Raw genomic sequence first — 17,836 nt, 5'->3', positions numbered from 1 at the left:
TCGATGAGGACTGCGACCCCGCCCTCAAGCTCGGCGTCTTCTCCACCGGCCCCGAAATCCGCTCCTACGGTTGGAACTGCCTCACTGAGGCCATCGGCACCGCCGTCCTCATCCTGTGGGTCTTCGTCTCCGGCTACACCGAGACTGCGATTGGCCCGCTCGGTGTCGCCCTCATCATCGTCGTCATCGGTAACTCCCTCGGCGGCCCCACCGGTTACGCCATTAACCCGGCCCGTGACCTCGGCCCGCGTATCGCCCACGCGATCCTGCCGATCAAGGGCAAGGGTGGCTCCGACTGGGGCTACTCCTGGGTTCCCGTCGTCGGCCCCATCATCGGCGCCATCGTCGGTACCGTCATTTACTTCCTCGCCCTCGCCTGAGGGTAAGCGCGCGGGCGAGGCTGCCACGGCCTCGCCCGCGCCATCCCCGCCGCCGGGCAATCATCTGGTGGGACGCAGACGTCCCGTACGCCGCGCTGGTGGCCACGCGCGGCCCCCACAACGATGTGACAAAACTTCCGAAAGGACACTCATGACCACCCCCGAAATGTTCGTTCTCGCCATCGACCAGGGCACCACCTCGACTCGTGCGATCATCTTCAACCACGCCGGCGAGATCGTCGCGGTCGGCCAGCAGGAGTTCACCCAGATCTTCCCGAATCCGGGCTGGGTTGAGCACAACCCCATCGAAATTTGGGACACCACTCGCACCGTCGTCGCCGAGGCTCTGCAGAAGGCAGAGATCAACCGCCATCAGCTGGCCGCCATCGGCATCACCAATCAGCGTGAAACCACTGTCGTATGGGACAAAAACACCGGCGAACCCGTCTACAACGCGATCGTCTGGCAGGACATGCGTACCTCCGACATCGTCAAGGAACTCGAGGGCGACGAGGGTCCGGATCGCTTCCGTCAGATCTGCGGCTTGGGTTTGTCCCCCTACTTCTCCGGCTCGAAGATCAAGTGGATCTTGGATAACGTCGAGGGCGCTCGCGAGCGCGCCGAGGCCGGCGACCTGTACTTCGGCAACACCGACTCCTGGGTCCTGTGGAACCTGACGGGCGGCATCAACGGCGGCGTGCACTGCACGGACGTCACCAACGCCTCGCGCACCATGCTCATGGACATCCGCACCCTTCAGTGGCGCGAGGACGTCTGCGAGATCTTTGGCATCCCGATGTCGATGCTCCCCGAGATCAAGTCCTCCTCCGAGATCTACGGCTACGGCCGCAAGAACGGCCTCCTCGTTGACACTCCGATCGCCGGCATCCTCGGCGACCAGCAGGCAGCCACCTTCGGCCAGGCCTGCTTCGAGAAGGGCATGGCGAAGAACACCTACGGCACCGGCTGCTTCATGCTCATGAACACCGGCACCGAGCCCGTCTTCTCTGACAACGGTCTGCTCACCACGGTTGCCTACAAGATCGGTGACCAGCCGGCCGTCTATGCCCTCGAGGGCTCGATCGCCGTGGCCGGCTCGCTCGTGCAGTGGCTGCGCGACAACCTGGGCATGATCGTCAAGTCCTCTGACATCGGCGCCCTGGCCTCCACGGTCGAGGACAACGGTGGCGTGTACTTCGTCCCCGCATTCTCCGGCCTGTTCGCCCCCTACTGGCGTTCGGACGCGCGCGGCGCGATCGTGGGCCTGACCCGCTTCGTCAACAAGGGCCACATCGCACGCGCCGTCGAGGAGTCGACCGCGTTCCAGAGCGCCGAGGTTCTCGACGCGATGAACGCCGATTCGGGCGTGCCGCTCAAGGAGCTCAAGGTTGACGGCGGCATGACGCACGACGACCTGGTCATGCAGTTCCAGGCCGACCTGTGTGGCGTGGACGTCGTCCGCCCGAAGGTCATCGAGACGACCGCCCTGGGTGCCGCCTACGCGGCCGGCATGGCGGTTGGCTACTGGGAGAGCACCGACGATGTCGTCGCCAACTGGCAGGAAGGCAAGCGCTGGAAGCCCACCATGGAGCCCGCCGAGCGCGACCGCACTTACCGCCTGTGGAAGAAGGCCGTCACCCGCACCCTGGACTGGGTGGACGACGACGTGTTGTGATCACGTGCCTGATCGAGGGACGAGGCCGGGGCTGCGCGAGCGGTCCCGGCCTCGCCGTGTGCGGGGGGTGAGGGGCTAGAAGGATTCGCAGCGCACGCGCCCACCGGCGTCGCGGATGAGGTGGGCGGCGTCGGCGACCATGAGGGGTGAGCCGCACACGTAGTAGGTGGCGTCGGTGTCGATGCCGGCTTCGCGTAGGTAGTTCGTGACTCGCCCGTGGAAGGTTCCGGGAGTGTTCTCGCGGCTCACGCAGCGTATGGTGCGCGGCAGGGGCGTGTTTACGTGGCGTGTCGGGTCGTCGGTGGTCGTTGCGTACCCGAGGAGGAGAACATCATCGTTTCGTACGTCACGCTCGAATTCCGCAAGAAAGGGGGCGATCCCTGTTCCGGTTGCGATGAATACGCGGCGTCGGGTGTCAGGTGTTGTCGCGCGCGTGTCAGAAGTGCCCGTGTTGAGGAGGAATTGCCCCAGAGGGAGTTCGATGTCGACGATGTCTCCCGCTGTCACGTGGCTCGCCCATGCCGCGCCGAGTCCGCGGGTGCGAACGTCTATGAGTAGGCGCACGGCCTGGCCGGGTTCGCAGGCGAGCGAATAGGGGCGCCACTCGAAGGGTGCGACTCGCACGAGCGCGTACTGGCCTGCATGCCACAGGGCGGGTGTGGGCAGACGGAGTGTGATGTCTCGGATGGTGGGTGTCGCCCAGCTGACGCACTGTACGCTTCCCCGGTGCCGCCTGGCGCCGACGTTACGATCTGAGCCGGATTCGTGGGGGTGCGTCGCGGGAGTTGAGGCGTTGTCCTGTGCGTGAAGGGCGGCTGTGATGCGCGGGTATCCTGCGGGTCCCAGGGCCTTGCAGGTGGCAGACATGCCCGCCATTGCGGCTCCTACGATCCCGGGCATTCCTGCGTCTTGTCCGGTGAGGAAGAGGTTCGCGATGGGTGTTGAGGGAGTGGCCAGGTTGGCCTGGAATCGTTCGGGTGTGAGGGGCAGCCCGTAGAAGCAGCCCTGGGCGTGGGATGTGAAGTGTTCGATGGTCAGTGGGGTGCCCACTTCAGCGTAGGCGATGGCGTCTCGTAGTCCGGGAACGGCTGTCTCTGCGAGGTCAATGAGTCCGCTTTTCATGACTTCTGTGAGGGTCTCGTAGTCCCGTCCTCTATTCTTCGGCCGTGTTCCCGCCCAGCGTTCGAAGGCCTCGGGCGTGACAAAAGAGACGATCTCCGCTGTCGCGTGTGGTTCCCCGGACTTGATGCCTGGGAAGGAAATGAAGGCAGACTGTGGGTGCCCGTCGAGGAGGTCGGCGGTCATCTGGGCCGGATCGTCGGGGCAAGCCGGTGTTGTCACCCAGACGTTCGATCCGTCGACGGTTTCGGGGTAGTGGTCGAGAATTAGGTAGACGGTGACCGCTGTGCCTCCGTGTCCGAGGCTGGCGATCTTTTCACGTATGGGCGCTGTGAGTGCGCCGGTTGGCCCTGTGGTTGGTAGCAGGCGCGTGTATGTCTCGCGCGCGCCGATGCCGGACATGATGATCGGTGCACGTTCTTCGTAGGAGAGGGGGATGGGACCTGAGCGGTCGGTGACGCGCACGCCGACCGCTCGTCCGGCCTCGACAATGATGCTTTCGACGTCTTGTGCGACGCGGATCTGTCCGCCCTTGTCGCGTATGTGCTCTTCAATCATGCGTGCGATCTGGCCGCTGCCGCCGTGCGGGAACCATGCGCCGTTCATGTAGTGGCTGACGATCATCGCGTGGGCGACGAACGCGCTGCGCGCGGGTTCGACCCCGTAGTCGCCCCATTGTGTGGTGAGGAGTGCGCGCAGGGCGGGGTCGTGGAAGCGGCGCTTCATGTAGTGCTGCGTTCGCTCGAGCGCGCAGCCTTCCAGTAGGCGTCCTGCGAGGCGTAGGGCGGGGGCGGCCCGAGGGGGAACCATCTCTCGCGCGTATCCGAGTGACATCCAGGAATAGGCTCGTCGAACGTCCTTGCAGTATCGACGGATCGCTTTCTTTTCGTGTGGGAAGAGGGAGGTGAGGAGGTGGAGGTATTCCTGGAGGCCTGAGGGGATCGCGACGTCGAGGCCGTGGCCGGGCAGGCAGAATCGGTCGTAGTGTTCGGGCATGCGAGTCCATGTCAGGGAGCCGCCGGTGAGGTAGTCCATGAGTTGGCGTGGGCGCGAGCCGGGTTCCATGTCTCCCACGTAGTGAAGGCCTACGTCCCACGACGCTCCCATGCGGCGGAATGAGTGTGTGAGGCCGCCTGGGGTGGAATGTTTTTCGAGGACGAGTACGCGTGCTCCGGTGGTTCGGGCGAGCAGTCCGGCGCTCGTTAGCGATCCGATTCCAGAGCCGATGATGATCGCGTCGTACATGGGAACTCCCAAAACTAGACAGTGTCTACTCATGGGATCATGTGTGGGTAGACACTGTCAAGTTGTGGTCCAGTGTCGGTTACACTGTGGACATGACGCGCTCCACCACACCCGACGGGCTACGCGAGGCGATCCTGACCATCAGTCGCAACCTGCTCAACGAGGGAGGGCCAGCCTCGCTGTCCATGCGCGAGGTCGCCCGCCGCGCGGGATGCACCCACCAGGCTCCCTACCACTACTTTCAAGGGCGTGAAGCAATCCTTGTCGTCCTTGTCGAGGAGGGGTACCGACGCCTGGAAGAAGCACTGGCGCAGGCTCGCAGGGCCAACGAGGGAGCCGCGCCGGACGTGATCACTCGCGCGGCGGGGTGCGCCTACCTGACGTGTGCCCTGGCCAATCCCGGAGTCTTCCGCATCATGTTCCGATCCGACATGTACGACTCGGATGCCCATCCACAGGTGAGGACAGCAAGCTTGGCAGCTCGCGCTCAGCTCCGCTCCCTGGCGCGCCTTGCCTATGGAACCGACGACCCGCGCGCGGAGTTGACCCTGTGGGCCTACGTTCACGGCCTCGCGACCCTCGCCCTCGACGGGCCGCCCGCACTCGGTGTTGGTGAACAAGTGCGCCGCTGTGCCCTGGAGGCGATCGATGCTCCCTATTTCGTTGACGGACTCCGAGGGGTCCGTTAACTCCAACGTGGCGACAGAGCAGTCCTAGGACCCAAGGCCAACAGTGGCCTTCGACGCGTCACCTACAATTGACCCCATGGAAAGCTCTAACAATCAAACGACATATCTCGTCGTCGACGGCGAAAATATCGACGCGACGCTGGGCCTATCGGTCCTGGATCGGCGCCCCAATCCCGAGGAACGCCCCCGCTGGGACCGCGTCCTCGAGAGCGCGCACGGACGCTGGAACCAGCGTGCCAAAGGCCTGTTCTTCCTGAACGGCTCCTCCGGCTTCCTGCCCATGGGCTTCGTTCAGGCCCTGACCGCCATGGACTACTCGGTCATCCCCCTGTCAGGTCCCGCCGACATGAAGGTCGTCGACGTCGGCCTGCAGCGCACGATGGATGCTATCGCGGCCCTGGATTCGGGCGACGTCATCCTCGCCAGCCACGACGCTGACTTCCTGCCCCAGCTTGAGGCGCTCCTGGACCAGGGACGCCGCGTCGCCGTCATGTGTTTCAAGGAGTTTCTTTCCTCCCAGCTCCACGAGCTGGAGGAGCGGGGCCTGGAAATTATCGACCTGGAGTACGACGTCCATGCCTTCCAGGTCCACCTGCCCCGGCTCCATATTATCGACATCGACGACTTCGACCCGATGTCCTTCCTGTAAACGCGCGTCTGGGCGCATTCCACACGCAACGACGAAGCCGGGCGGCCCCTGCGGGGCCGCCCGGCCTTTCTATGAGCGCAATATTAGCCGCAGATCACTGTGCGGACTTGCCCTTGAGAGCGGCCAGGCGAGCCTCGATCTCGACCTGCGAAGAATCGGTTTCAAGCTCTGCGAACTGGGCATCCAGGCTAGATGCGGCCAGCTCGATTTTGCCCTGGGCCAGGGCCTCCTGGCGGCGAACGCGGTCCTCGAAGCGACCGAGCTCGCTCGTGGGATCCAAAATGTTGATGGAACCCAGCGCGTCCGTGACCTGCGCCTGCGCCTGGGCGGTCTTCTCGCGGGCGATCAGCTGGTCGCGGCGCGACTTCAGCTCGGAGAGCTTGTCCTTCATCTGCGACAGGCCCTTCTTCAGGCGCTCGGCGACCTCACGCTGTGCCTGGAGTGAAGGCTCCTCGGTCTTGACCTCGTTCTCGAACTGGATCTGCTTACCGATTGCGACCTTGGCCAGGTCGTCCCACTTGTTAGCCCCGGCCTCGTCACCTGCGGCGCGCAGGGCATCGGCCTTCGCGGACGCGGCGGCAGCCTTCTGACCCCAGTCAGCCGCGGCCTTCACGTCCTCCTCGTAGTCCTTCTCGGCCATGCGCAGATTACCCAAGGTCTGGGCGATCGCGTTCTCGGCCTCGATGATTGAGTTCGTGTAGTCACGGACCAGCTGATCGATCATCTTCTGCGGGTCCTCGGCCTTGTCGAGGATGGCGTTAATGTTGGCCTTAGCGAGCTGGGCGATGCGGCCCAGGATCGTCTGCTTTTCAGCCATGATGTTCTCCTTTATGGTGACGTGCGCTCGTGCGCGGGGTGAGCGCGAGGCAAAGGCCCCGCAGGTCGGTGGGTTGACGGGCCCTGATGGGCCAGGAATGCATCCTCGAAGCTATGAGTGCTTCCGGAGGACTCGGTAGCAGCTTGGTGGCGCGTTCTCCTCCCAACTGGTGGTGAACAGAGCAATATACATGTTTGTGCAACGTCATGTCACACAAGATATGTGATGTGTAGCATATCGGTTTGGTGGACGGACAACGCGCCAGCGCACACGCAGCGTTCCTCACGCGCTACCCGCGGCAAACCTAAAAATGGCCCTTACTGCCCGAGAAACCGCCGCCGAAACTCCCGGAACTTCCCGAAAAACCGCCGGAGGAATGGTGACTCGAACTGCTCCGCCTCGAACTCGAACTACCCCAGCTCGAACTCGAACTACCCCAGCTGGAACGGCGAGAACTGCCGCCGCTCGACGTGAGGATCGACCACAGGATCTGCTCTCCCAGCGACGGACCAGAATCACGACCCGGGTCGCGCTCGTAGTTGTATTCGGATTCTGGCCAGCTGTACTGCGGGCGGCTCAGCGGCGTCGCGAGGACACGGTCCGCGAGAGTACGCGATTGAGCGGCCAAGGAAGTCGCCTGGTTCGGGTCGGAGTCCAATGCCTCGCGCGCTGCCTTGAGAGCCTGCTCCGAATCGTTGAGGGTCGAACGCACGGCGAGGTCCATCGCACCGCGTCGCCCCTGCACGTAACGCTGTGCGCGCGTCAACGCGGACTCGGCCAGAGCCATCTGGGAACGGGCGGTAGACCGCGCCCTCTCGTCGTTGTCCCTCCGGGTACGCAGGGGCGCAAGCGCGGCGTCGAGGTTCGCCTCCGCGCTGCGCAAATGCTCGAGAGCCGCCAGCGGATCGCCGTTGTTGAGCAGCGCCGCCTGCCCATCCGCGATGGCTGCGTGAGCGTCACTGACGAGCGGGTCGAAGACGGCTGAATCGGCCTTCAAGGCGGACGTGTCGGTAATGTCAGAGGAGATAGATCCGATCGCAGCGCCAAGGCGGTCATGGATCGCATCAAGGTCTGATTTTGCGGAGAAGATCGCGTCGGTTTGGTGCGTGGCCATCATGAGTGCGCGGTGTGCCGTATCGAGTGAACTCTCCGCGCGGGCGCGGTCCGTTTCTACCATCTGCTGGGCTTCTCCCAGGGCCTTGTCGGCAGTGTCCAGCAGGGCTGCAGCCTGCTCAGGATTGTCCTGCAACGACGCGAGCATCTGCGGCGGGTAAATTCCAGCAATGCTCACCAGCTCGGCCTTGGCGCGCTCCAGGTCGGCGCGCTGTTCGGTCAGGCGCTCGCGGGCATCGCTGATGCGCGTGGGCAGGGTTGCCTGCTCTGAGCGTTTCTTCTCGAAGGAAGCCTGGATGTTGCTCAGGGGATTCATGCTGGTGCCCAGGTCGCGCATGATGCTGGTCGCCAGGTTTGCACGCGCAGTGGGGTTCGTGGAGCCGTTCATCTGTTTTTGCGTCTCGAAGCAGCGTGCGACCGACTCTTTGGCGAACTCTAGGGTGCGGGCGAACTCGTCCGTTTGGGCGATGCCGAATTGGGCGCGCGCGAAATCGAGTTCGTCGGCGGCTGAGCGGACCTGCTCGTCGGCAGCCAGGAGCTGATGGTTGGCTTGGGTAACCTTCTTGTGACTGTCATCGATGGACGTGCGCGTCACCTCTTCGGTGACTCCGCCCCGTCGTTTCGACGTTGAGGCGATTAAGAAACCTATCCCCCCGAAGGTGATGAGGGCGAGGAAGACGACGATGGAAGGGCCGAAAGAGCCGCCGATGAGGTTGCCGCGCCGGGAGTTTCGGGAGGTGGCCGAGGGGCTACTTGTGGATGCGTTCGTTAGGGAGTCGATGAAGGCAACGGCGCCAGACGCGCCGTCCGAGGAGGTCAGGGGGTTGCTGGTCAGCTTGGCTTCGGCTGCCCGCCGCGCGTTATCGCGCGCGCTTTGTGAGACGGAACCGCCGTTGACGCATTCACCGTCCTCACGCTGGGAATAGGCCAGGTAGTAGATGATGTTGCCGTCCGTTGTGCCGGACTTCTTCAAGGTCTGACGGCACCATTCGACGCCGTCGATGCCTGAAAGGTCATCGACGATGACGACGTCGACGGTGATTCCCTTTGCCCGGGCGTCGCGGGCGGCACTTTCTATGCGCGCCCGGTCGGAGTCTGAAAGCCATCCGTTCGGGTCAGTGACAATACCGCTCGTGGCGAGTGGGGATGCGGCGAAGGTGGGCGCGCCCACCGCGATGAGTAGCGTGGTCAGTAATGCGATGAGGTTCAATCGGCGGATTCGTGACACGAGTACCTCCTGCGTTGTGGCGAACAGGCAACGATATACCACGCCACACACTCACGTCCATCGTGTGATGAACAGCGCGCCGCGCGATTACTGCCGTGGGGTCAGTCTACGCGAAATGGGAGTACGTATGGGAGCGTCGGTGCTGTTCGCTACAGGAGAGAGCGCGCTTCGACGTGGAGCGGGTATGCGCCCTATGATAGGGGGAGTCTTGTGGACTAACAGACTATTCACAGAAGGAGGGGACCATGCCTACCGGTAAAGTGAGGTTCTTCGACGCTGATCGCGGTTTCGGCTTCATCACGGGAGACGACGGGGCGGATGTCTTCCTCCACTCGTCCGCGCTGCCCTCTGATTCGCCGAACCCCAGAGTGGGAGCTCGCGTGGAGTACTCGGTGGCTGACGGGCGCAAGGGACCGCAGGCCCTGAGCGTGCGTTTCCTCAAAGAGACAGCTTCCGTTGCCCGAGCTAAGCGCCGTAAACCGCAAGCGATGGTGCCGGTTGTTGAGGACCTCATTAAGCTCCTCGACTCCTCGAGTGCCTCCCTGCGACGAGGCTCCTACCCGGACAACGCGACCAAGATCGCGAAGGTGTTGCGCGCCGTCGCAGAGGAATTTGATGCCTAAAACTGGTGCCCGCACGCGGGCAGTGAAGAAGGACGCGGTCCTGGAGGCCGCGCTCGACGTGGCCCGTGCGGGTGCCGAGGCTGTGGCTCACCCGCGCCCGGTCGGCGAGCATGTGGGCTTCGAAATGGTGTCGGAGCGTCTGGGGACGCACTACTTCGCGTCGACGGACGCAGGCTATGTGGGGTGGTGCTGGGCGGTGACACTCGCCCGCGTGCCGCGCGGACGCGTCGCCACCGTGTGCGAGGTCGATATGACCCCGCGCGAGGGTGCGCTGTTAGCCCCTGAGTGGGTGCCGTGGGAGGCGCGTCTTCGTCCCTCGGACATCTCACGTGAGGACACGCTGCCCTACGTGGCGGACGATGTGCGCCTGGAACAAGGCTTTGAGGATACGAGCGACGATCCGGACCTGCCGGTTGTGCGTGACCTGGGTCTTGGTCGCCCCCGCGTCTTGTCTGAGGAGGGGCGCAGCCAGGCCGCGAAGCGCTGGTATGAGTCGGAGCGAGGTCCGAAGTCGGGTCGCCGCCCACGCAACACCTGTTCCACCTGCGGCTTCCTCATGAAAATGAGCGGCGACATTCGCACCATGTTCGGTGTGTGCGCAAACGAGTGGGCGACGGATGACGGCGCAGTCGTGTCCCTCGATCACACGTGCGGCTCCCACTCGGAGACCGACGTGCCTAAGAATGGGACTGCGTGGCCGGTGCGTCCCTCGCGCGTGAACGAGGGTGCGCTCGATGCTGAGCCGATGCCGCGCGTGTCCGAGCAGGCGGGCACCCAGGCCGTCGCGCAGCAGGCGCAGGAGGCGACGCCGTCTGAGGGCGGGCCGGAGGAAGCGGCGCGGTCCGAGGTCGGCTGAGGCCTCGATGAACACAGACTGACGGAAAGCACCCGGGACCAGCGCCCGGGTGCTTTCTCAACAAGTGGAAACACGGCGGGAATGTTTGCACCTGGGCGCGCAAGCGTGCACGATTAATCGGTGAATACCCAAGCACAGACCGCCCCATCCCGCGGCGGCTTCACACAGTCACTCGATTCGTTCTTCCAGATTTCCGCGCGCGGCTCGACCATTGGTCATGAGATTCGCGGTGGAATCGTCACCTTCTTCGCGATGGCTTACATCCTGGTTGTCAACCCGGCTATCCTGGGCAACGCCATCCCCACGGATGGTTCTATTACGACCCAGGGCATCGCCGCCGGTACCGCGCTGGTTGCGGGCATCATGACGATCCTCATGGGCGTCGTTGCCAACTATCCGTTGGCCTTGGCCGCAGGCCTTGGCCTCAACGCGGTCGTCGCCTTCACCCTGGTCCTGGGGGCAGGCCTCAGCTACGGCGAGGCCATGGGTATCATCGCGTGGGAAGGTATCCTGATCTTCCTGCTGGTCCTCACGGGCTTCCGCGAGGCGGTCTTCCGTGCCGTCCCCGCCGCCCTGAAGACAGCGATCACGGTGGGCCTGGGCCTGTTCGTCGCTCTCATTGGCCTGGTCAATGCAGGTATCGTGCGCACGGGCGCGACCCCCGTCCAATTCGGTATTTCGGGGTCCCTTGACGGTTGGCCGGCCCTGGTCTTCGTTTTCGGCCTCTTCCTCATGATCATCCTGTACGTGCGGCGTGTGAAGGGCGCGGTCCTGATTTCGATCATCTCCGCGACCGTCCTCGCGGCGATCGTTCAGGCGTTCGCACACATTGATCGCATCTCCGAGACGAACCCGACGGGTTGGGGCCAGACCGTGCCCGAACTCAAGGGTTCCCCGATCGCTATCCCCGTTTTCGATACGCTCGGCAAGGTTGACCTCTTCGGGGGCTTCGGCAAGCTCGGAATTGTTTCCGTCATCCTCCTGGTCTTCTCTCTCATGCTGGCCGACTTCTTTGACACGATGGGCACCATGGTCGCCGTCGGCGCCGAGGGTAATCTGCTGGACGAGCAGGGAAACCCGCCCAAGACCCGCCAGATCCTGATCATTGACTCCCTGGCCGCCGTGGCCGGCGGCGTCGGAGGCGTCTCCTCGAATACCTCCTACGTCGAGTCCGCCTCGGGTGTCGCCGAGGGCGCGCGCACCGGCCTGGCCTCAGTGGTCACCGGCGTGCTCTTCTTGCTCTCGACCTTCCTGGCGCCCCTCGTTGAGCTAGTACCGACAGAGGCTGCTTCCACGGCTCTCGTGTTCGTCGGCTTCCTCATGATGACCCAGGTCACCGACATCGACTGGAAGGCCCCCGAGGTCGCGATCCCCGCCTTCATGACGATGGCTTTCATGCCGTTCGGCTACTCCGTGTCCGTGGGTATCGGCGTTGGTTTCGTGACTTACTCGCTGATCCAGCTGGTCAAGGGCCAGGCCCGTAAGGTGCATCCGCTCCTGTGGGTCGTCTCCGTGCTGTTCGTCGTCTACTTCCTGATGGGGCCGATTCAGCGTCTCTTCGGCGTCGCCTGATTCGTCACCTCTCGTCCCTTCCCTGCCCCGCCGGAGCCTGCCTCCGGCGGGGCAGTCGTATCCTGAGAAAATGCGCCGAGGAGGGGCGCTTCCCAGAGGCTGCCCCCGCCTCGTTCGGCGTGCGCAGCAGCGAGAGAGGGAGGTCTGGCGTGTCGGCAACATTCGCATCCATGCGCTACGTGAACTACCGGTATTGGTTCGTCGCATCCCTGATTGCGTCCACCGGCGCGTGGCTCCAGCGCGTCGCCCAGGACTGGTACGTGCTGACGGTTCTCACCGATCACGACTCGGGGCAGGTCGGTATCGTGACGGCGCTCCAATTTCTTCCGATCATCCTGTTTTCCGCGTCGGCGGGTGTTCTCGCGGACCGCATCCCCGGGCGTCGTCTCCTCCAGTGCACGCAGGCGGGGGTGGGCCTCGTGTCCCTCGTGATGGGTCTCGTGGTCCTCACGGGCACGGGCGAGCTCTGGCACCAGTACATCCTCGCCTTCGTCTCCGGGACGATCTCCGCGGTCGACACGCCCGCGCGTCAGGCCTTCGTCGGCGAGCTCGTGCCGCCTGACAAGATGGCGAATGCGGTCGCCCTGAACGCCACCGCGTTCCATGCCGCGCGCCTCATCGGCCCGGCATCGGCGGGGCTGTTCATCGACTGGTGGGGGGTGGGCCCCGTCTTCCTGATCGATGCTGGCATGTTCGCGGCCCCCATCATCGCCCTGTTCCTCATGCGCGCCGACCGCCTCTACCCGCGCACCCTCATCCCGCGCGCTCGCGGCCAGCTGCGCGAGGGAATCGCGTACGTGCGCGGGCGCACGGACATCTGCATCATTCTCGTCACGATCTTCGTCGTCAGCGCTCTGGGCATGAATTTTCAGCTCACGAGTGCCCTCATGGCGACGACCGTGTTCGGTAAGTCTGCTGGGTCGTTCGGTGTCCTGTCGACTTTCATGGCTCTCGGGTCGATCCTCGGGTCCACGGCTGTCGCGCGACGTACGCCTCGCTTGCGCGCGATCCTCATGGGGGCTGCATTCTATGGGACCGCCGAGATCCTGCTGGGGCTGTCGCCCTCCTACTGGTGGTTCGCCGTCCTGGCGGTCCCCACCGGCTACGGCATGCTGACGATGAACACCAGCGCCAACGCGCTGATGCAAACGCGCACGGATCCCGATAAGCGCGGACGCATCATGGCCCTGTATTCGCTCGTGTATCTGGGTGCGACGCCGATCGGGTCGCCCATCATCGGTCGGATTGGTGCGCTCTTTGGGGCGCGTTGGGCGATCCTGGTAGGCGGGATCGCGTCCCTGAGTATCGCCGTCGCGTGCGGAGTGTGGGCGATGATTCATTGGAAGGCGCGCGTCGTGCGGCGCTCGTCCTTCCCGTGGGTGGGCATCGAGGGGGATTCCTCGGTGGACGCGCCCAGCCGTTCGCTCGACGAGGACTGAGGTGCGTCCCCGGGGGACCGGGAGTTAGAGCACACGCTCCAGGCAGTAGTCGATGCACTCCAGGAGGGCCTCGACGTCGCCGATCTCGACGCTGGGCCACGTGCCGATGCGCAGCTGGTTGGCCCCAACACCCCGGTAGGCGCCGATGTCGACGATCCCGTAGGCGCGCAGGTGCGCAGCCAGGTCGGTGGCGCGCACGTCAGCGTTGATTTCGATCGTGGCGGTTACGGGGGAACGCCAGGCGGGTTCGGCGACGAAGGGGGAAAGCGCCGGGTGTGCGCTCGCCCAGTCGTAGATGAGGGACGAGGCCTGGGCGCAGTGGGCGGCGACCGCGTCCATTCCGCCGCGCTCGAGGAGCCAACGCACCTGCTGCTGCGCCATGATGATGGTCGCGACGGCGGGGGTGTTGAGGGTCTGGTCGCGAGCCGAGTTGTCAATCGCGGCTGACAGGGACAGGAACTGGGGGATCCAGCGCTCGCCTGGGGCGGTCTCGACGCGGCGCGCGCGCTCGATGGCGGCGGGGGAGAGGATGGCGACCCAGAGGCCGCCGTCGGAGCCGAGGGACTTCTGGAGGGAAAAGTAGTAGGCGTCGACTTGGGTGAGGTCGATTGGTGCGGCGCCCGCGATCGAGGTTCCGTCCACGAGGGTCAGTGCCCCGGGGGCCGCGACGCGGTAGACGGGGGAGGTCACGCCCGTCGAGGTCTCGTTGTGGGGGTAGGCGTAGGCGTCCACGCCTTGGGAAGCGTCGCGCGGAGCGAGTGTGACCAGTGAGCCAGCCTCGGCCTCGTCGATGAGGGGTGTCCCCAGGTGTGGGGCGCGTTCCGCTTCTAAGGCGAATTTCGCACCGAAGGCCCCCCACGATCCGAACGCTGCGCGCGAGGAGATGAGGCACGCGCAGACCATGTCCCAGAATGCTGATGCTCCGCCGTTGCCCAGGACGACTTCGTAGCCGTCGGGAACGTTCAGGAGGGTGCGCAGGCCGTCCTTCAGGTCGGCGACGACTGTGCGCACGGGGGCGGCGCGGTGCGAGGTGCCCATGAGGAGGGGGGCGAAGAGGGCCTGAAGTTGGTCGGCGCGTACCTTGGAGGGGCCGCAGCCGAAGCGTCCGTCGGTGGGTAGTAGTTCGGGGTTAATGTCGGGGAAGTCCACCATGCTGATAGCCTAACTTAGGGTTTGTCGGTATTTCCATCATGCCCATTAATCGAATTGTCGTGAACAAGGACACGTTGCGACACGCTGTTTTTCGCGTCTTAGTGTCGTTTTCTTCCAAGAAAAGAAAGGTCACCCTATGCTGATGATCGTAGGGACCCCTTGAAGGAGGATGACGTGGCGGACCTGATTGATACCACGGAGATGTACCTTAAGACCATTCTTGAGCTCGAAGAAGACGGGGTGACGCCCCTGCGGGCTCGCATCGTGGACCGGCTGGGTCATTCGGGGCCTACTGTGTCACAGACCGTGGCCCGTATGGAGCGTGACGGGCTGTTGCATGTCATGGGGGACCGTCGTCTGGAGCTGACGCCAGAGGGACGCGCTCGCGCGACCGAGGTGCTGCGCAAGCATCGCCTGGCGGAGTGTCTCCTGTTGGACGTTATCGGATTGGAGTGGGCGCGGGTCCACGACGAGGCCTGTCGCTGGGAGCATGTCATGAGCGACGCCGTGGAGGAGCGCCTGGTGGAACTCCTCCATGATCCGAACGTTGATCCTTATGGCAATCCTCTGCCGGGCATGGGGGGAAGTGAACGTATGCATTCTGCCGAGCTTGCGGTGCGTTCCTTGGAGTCTGGGGTGCTGACGTTGGGGCGCATTGGTGAGCCGATCCAGGCCGATGCTGAGGTGCTGGCTGCTTTCGATGAGCTGGGTTTGCGTCCGGGGGCACGCGTGGGTCTGTCGGCGCACGGTGATGTCGTGCGTGTGTCGGCGTTTGGTGAGTCTGGTGAGGTCATGGGGTATCTGACGATTCCGGTGGCGTTGGCCGCTCATCTGTTCGTTCTCGGCGTGTAGTCCTCTCATTGGGTCGTGCGACGAGGCCGGGGTTCGTTGGGGCCTCGGCCTTCGTTGTGCGCTCAATTCGGTATGTCTCGAATGATGAAATGGGTGTGACGAGTTTCCGGTTGGGGGAGTTTTCCCTGATACGCCGGGGTGTTAATGTCACGGAATGATAACGGCGGGGGATGGTGGTGTTACCGGAACGTGACATTGACCAGGTGTGCAGGCTATAGTGAATACCGGTCATCAGACCAACCACCCATTCGGGACCCGAAGTGAGACAACGGATGGGATGGAAAGAGCGTCTCACGCGGGGAACCCATTAACGGCTCCTCGAAGCCTTGGGGTTAAGCTCGCGAAGCGAGCCGGGCCTCCCGCCCGAACCCGACAGCTAACCTCGCAGGGAAACAGGGAGAAAACGAGTGAAGACTTCTAAGCCTGCTCCGCGTCACCGCCTGGCACGTCGCCCGCTGACCGCTTCCATGGTTGAGGGCATGACCCCCGCGAACGCCGCTCGCCCGATCGCCTTTGCGTCGGCTGCTGGTGTCGCGCTGACTGCTATCGCCGCCGGCGTTGCGAACGCCGCCCCGGCCGTTCCCCAGTCCGAGCCGCAGAGCGCTGACCTGAACACTACGACCATCGCCGTTGACGACGTCACCACGGTTGAGGTTCCGGACATCGCGTGGACCGCCGACGATAATACCGCCGAGTCCGTGACTGCCGAGGCTCCTCGCGCCCCCGAGCCGACGCCGGTCGCTACCACCGAGTCCAACGACTCCGCCGCCTCCCGCTCGGAGGCCCGTGCGGATGCGACCTCGTCGGATGCTTCCGCTCGTCAGGCCGCCGTGAATGCCGCTGGTGGGGACATCGTGTCCGTCGCTCTCGGTCTGACTGGCATTCCCTACGTTTACGGTGGCGAGACCCTCGCTGGCCTGGACTGCTCCGGCCTGGTTAAGTATGCGTACGCCGCTGCGGGCATTAATCTGCCCCACTCCTCGTCCGCGCAGGCCGCTGGCGGCACTATTGTGTCCGACCCGCAGCCCGGCGACATCGTGGCCTACCCCGGTCACGTCGCGATCTACATCGGCAACGGCCAGATGGTTGAGGCAACTGTTCCTGGTCGCCTCTCCCAGGTTTCGCCGGTGCGCGCTGGCGCGACTTACGTGCGCTACTGAGCCGCAATACTTCCGTGACGGTCGCCGCAGCCCTTCGGGGTTGCGGCGACCGTCTTTTCTTCCCGAGTTGGGCTTTCGCGCATCATTAAAATACGGCACAATATAAGTGACTGCCACCACGAGGAGGACATGATGAGTTCTACCGACGTCATTCTGGTCGGTGTCGACGGCTCGAAGGAGAGCCTTGCCGCCGTGACTTGGGCCGCTGATCGCGGCGCGCGCACCGGGGCGCGCATCCACTGCCTGTGTACCTACGCGCTTGCCTCGTACTCCGCAGCCGCCCTCGACGGCGGCTACGCCATTCTCGACGATGAAGCATTGAAAGCGGGCGCCGAACAGGTCGTCGAAGAAGCGAAGGCCCTGGCCCGGAAACGTGGCGCAACACACGTGTCGGGATCGACGGAGCCGGGTGACCCAGCGGGAGTGCTCATCGACTTTTCCGCCGAGGTCGACATGATCGTTGTCGGCTCGCGAGGAGGCGGCGGCTTCGCCGACCGCCTCCTCGGCACCGTTTCCTCGGCGCTGCCCGCCCACGCCAAATGCCCGGTCGTTGTGGTCCCGCGCCACACCTCGGGAAAGAAGTTCACGCCCGTTGAACGTATCGTCGTCGGTATCGACGGCACCGACCAGCCTTCCTGTGCACTCAAAAAATCGATCGCCGAAGCGCGCGTGTGGGGTGCCCGGGTCACAGCTGTGTCTGCGGTGCCGATCGCGGCAGGACCCTCGGTCATGGCGTGGACCCCCACGGGTGTCGACCACTCGGCTCTCCTCGCCCAAGTACGCGACGGCATGGATGCTGCCATCGAGGCCGCGCTCGATGGGGACGATCTGCGCGTTTCCCGCCACGCCCTTGATGGTTCCGCGCCCTCCCTGCTCATCGAGTTCTCCACTGCCGTCGACCTGATTGTCGTCGGTACGCGCGGTCGCGGTGGCCTCGCAGGAGTGCTCCTCGGCTCAACGTCGCAGACCGTCCTGCACCACTCGACGTGCCCCGTCATGGTCGTGCCCTCCGCTCACCTGGGCGAGGGGGCCACGGCGGTCCACACAGAGTGGGAGCGCCGCTAATTCGACCCCAACCTGGCCGGGGTATCCCACGTGGGACACCCCGGCCAGGTCTCACGTGTGCGCAATATCCCCGGAGGACGTCACCCGTTCACGGGTCTTGCGGCGCGACGGGCGGGCGCACACTTTGCTAAAGTTGGCCCGGACAACGTGTCACGCCCTCGTAGCTCAGGGGATAGAGCACCGCTCTCCTAAAGCGGGTGTC

Annotated in this window: 15 protein-coding genes and 1 riboswitch; of the genes, 11 read left to right on the top strand and 4 right to left on the bottom strand. The window is 64.4% G+C overall.

Features of this window, described 5'->3' with window-relative positions; translation table 11 throughout:
• Positions 1–380, top strand: a 380-nt coding sequence (locus tag RYL44_RS08110) for an MIP/aquaporin family protein (RefSeq protein WP_314975652.1), incomplete at its 5' end; no start/stop codon positions are given.
• A gap of 151 nt (positions 381–531) precedes the next feature.
• A complete protein-coding gene (glpK, locus tag RYL44_RS08105) occupies positions 532–2,055 on the top strand; it encodes a glycerol kinase GlpK (protein WP_314975651.1) in 1,524 nt (507 codons plus the stop codon).
• A gap of 75 nt (positions 2,056–2,130) precedes the next feature.
• Here the strand turns inward: glpK and RYL44_RS08100 are convergent, their stop codons facing one another.
• Positions 2,131–4,419, bottom strand: coding sequence for an FAD-dependent oxidoreductase (locus RYL44_RS08100; protein WP_314975650.1), 2,289 nt, complete (start codon positions 4,417–4,419; stop codon positions 2,131–2,133).
• A 92-nt stretch (positions 4,420–4,511) separates the two neighbouring features.
• Here RYL44_RS08100 and RYL44_RS08095 point away from each other — a divergent pair, with 92 nt between their 5' ends.
• Together RYL44_RS08095 and RYL44_RS08090 are read left to right on the top strand one after the other, a co-directional pair.
• The gene (locus RYL44_RS08095; RefSeq protein ID WP_073983007.1) at positions 4,512–5,108 is read left to right on the top strand and encodes a TetR/AcrR family transcriptional regulator; all 597 of its coding nucleotides are present in this window, start codon (positions 4,512–4,514) and stop codon (positions 5,106–5,108) included.
• A gap of 76 nt (positions 5,109–5,184) precedes the next feature.
• Positions 5,185–5,757 carry a PIN domain-containing protein gene (locus RYL44_RS08090; protein WP_073982892.1) on the top strand — a complete coding sequence of 191 codons (573 nt, stop codon included), beginning with the start codon at positions 5,185–5,187 and terminating at the stop codon, positions 5,755–5,757.
• 94 nt (positions 5,758–5,851) lie between these two features.
• On the opposite strand, the gene RYL44_RS08085 is transcribed toward RYL44_RS08090, so the two are convergent.
• Complete coding sequence (locus RYL44_RS08085; RefSeq protein ID WP_073982891.1) at positions 5,852–6,574, bottom strand: PspA/IM30 family protein; 723 nt, start codon at positions 6,572–6,574, stop codon at positions 5,852–5,854.
• Between the two features lie 304 nt (positions 6,575–6,878).
• Positions 6,879–8,915: a TPM domain-containing protein gene (locus RYL44_RS08080; protein ID WP_314975649.1), complete on the bottom strand. Its 2,037-nt coding sequence runs from the start codon at positions 8,913–8,915 to the stop codon at positions 6,879–6,881.
• Positions 8,916–9,160: 245 nt separating this feature from the next.
• Between RYL44_RS08080 and RYL44_RS08075 the strand changes: the two genes are divergently transcribed.
• The 4 genes from RYL44_RS08075 to RYL44_RS08060 all read left to right on the top strand — a co-directional run bounded on the left by RYL44_RS08075 (position 9,161) and on the right by RYL44_RS08060 (position 13,405).
• A complete protein-coding gene (locus RYL44_RS08075) occupies positions 9,161–9,538 on the top strand; it encodes a cold-shock protein (RefSeq protein WP_073982889.1) in 378 nt (125 codons plus the stop codon).
• Entirely contained in the window at positions 9,531–10,394 is an 864-nt protein-coding gene (locus tag RYL44_RS08070; protein ID WP_314975648.1) for a DUF3027 domain-containing protein, read from the top strand. Before RYL44_RS08075 ends, RYL44_RS08070 begins: the two co-directional genes overlap by 8 nt.
• Before the next feature lie 120 nt (positions 10,395–10,514).
• Positions 10,515–11,966: an NCS2 family permease gene (locus RYL44_RS08065; RefSeq protein ID WP_073982888.1), complete on the top strand. Its 1,452-nt coding sequence runs from the start codon at positions 10,515–10,517 to the stop codon at positions 11,964–11,966.
• 149 nt (positions 11,967–12,115) lie between these two features.
• Complete coding sequence (locus tag RYL44_RS08060; protein ID WP_314975647.1) at positions 12,116–13,405, top strand: MFS transporter; 1,290 nt, start codon at positions 12,116–12,118, stop codon at positions 13,403–13,405.
• A gap of 24 nt (positions 13,406–13,429) precedes the next feature.
• On the opposite strand, the gene serC is transcribed toward RYL44_RS08060, so the two are convergent.
• Positions 13,430–14,557, bottom strand: a complete 1,128-nt coding sequence (serC, locus tag RYL44_RS08055) for a phosphoserine transaminase (RefSeq protein ID WP_314975646.1) — start codon at positions 14,555–14,557, stop codon at positions 13,430–13,432.
• Between the two features lie 174 nt (positions 14,558–14,731).
• On the opposite strand from serC, the gene RYL44_RS08050 reads away from it, so the two are divergent.
• The 3 genes from RYL44_RS08050 (at position 14,732) to RYL44_RS08040 (ending at position 17,634) form a co-directional block, all read left to right on the top strand.
• Positions 14,732–15,409 carry a metal-dependent transcriptional regulator gene (locus tag RYL44_RS08050; RefSeq protein ID WP_314975645.1) on the top strand — a complete coding sequence of 226 codons (678 nt, stop codon included), beginning with the start codon at positions 14,732–14,734 and terminating at the stop codon, positions 15,407–15,409.
• A 243-nt stretch (positions 15,410–15,652) separates the two neighbouring features.
• A riboswitch (cyclic di-AMP (ydaO/yuaA leader) is annotated at positions 15,653–15,814 on the top strand.
• A gap of 2 nt (positions 15,815–15,816) precedes the next feature.
• Positions 15,817–16,569 (top strand): C40 family peptidase, encoded by a 753-nt coding sequence (locus tag RYL44_RS08045; protein ID WP_234968669.1) that lies wholly within the window; start codon positions 15,817–15,819, stop codon positions 16,567–16,569.
• A 132-nt stretch (positions 16,570–16,701) separates the two neighbouring features.
• The gene (locus RYL44_RS08040) at positions 16,702–17,634 is read left to right on the top strand and encodes a universal stress protein (protein ID WP_314975644.1); all 933 of its coding nucleotides are present in this window, start codon (positions 16,702–16,704) and stop codon (positions 17,632–17,634) included.
• Positions 17,635–17,836: the final 202 nt, after the last annotated feature.

The organism is Actinomyces bouchesdurhonensis (genome assembly GCF_963540955.1).
Classification (GTDB): Bacteria; Actinomycetota; Actinomycetes; order Actinomycetales; family Actinomycetaceae; genus Pauljensenia; species Pauljensenia bouchesdurhonensis.
The sequence above is the reverse complement of the archived record's forward strand: the minus strand, read 5'-3'. Positions and strand labels throughout refer to the sequence as shown.

Excerpts from the sequence above, each read along its gene's own strand:
- glpK (WP_314975651.1), top strand. The coding sequence starts at position 532 with ATGACCACCCCCGAAATGTTCGTTCTCGCCATCGACCAGGGCACCACC.
- RYL44_RS08100 (WP_314975650.1), bottom strand. The coding sequence starts at position 4,419 with ATGTACGACGCGATCATCATCGGCTCTGGAATCGGATCGCTAACGAGC.
- RYL44_RS08095 (WP_073983007.1), top strand. The coding sequence starts at position 4,512 with ATGACGCGCTCCACCACACCCGACGGGCTACGCGAGGCGATCCTGACC.
- RYL44_RS08090 (WP_073982892.1), top strand. The coding sequence starts at position 5,185 with ATGGAAAGCTCTAACAATCAAACGACATATCTCGTCGTCGACGGCGAA.
- RYL44_RS08085 (WP_073982891.1), bottom strand. The coding sequence starts at position 6,574 with ATGGCTGAAAAGCAGACGATCCTGGGCCGCATCGCCCAGCTCGCTAAG.
- RYL44_RS08075 (WP_073982889.1), top strand. The coding sequence starts at position 9,161 with ATGCCTACCGGTAAAGTGAGGTTCTTCGACGCTGATCGCGGTTTCGGC.
- RYL44_RS08070 (WP_314975648.1), top strand. The coding sequence starts at position 9,531 with ATGCCTAAAACTGGTGCCCGCACGCGGGCAGTGAAGAAGGACGCGGTC.
- serC (WP_314975646.1), bottom strand. The coding sequence starts at position 14,557 with ATGGTGGACTTCCCCGACATTAACCCCGAACTACTACCCACCGACGGA.
- RYL44_RS08040 (WP_314975644.1), top strand. The coding sequence starts at position 16,702 with ATGAGTTCTACCGACGTCATTCTGGTCGGTGTCGACGGCTCGAAGGAG.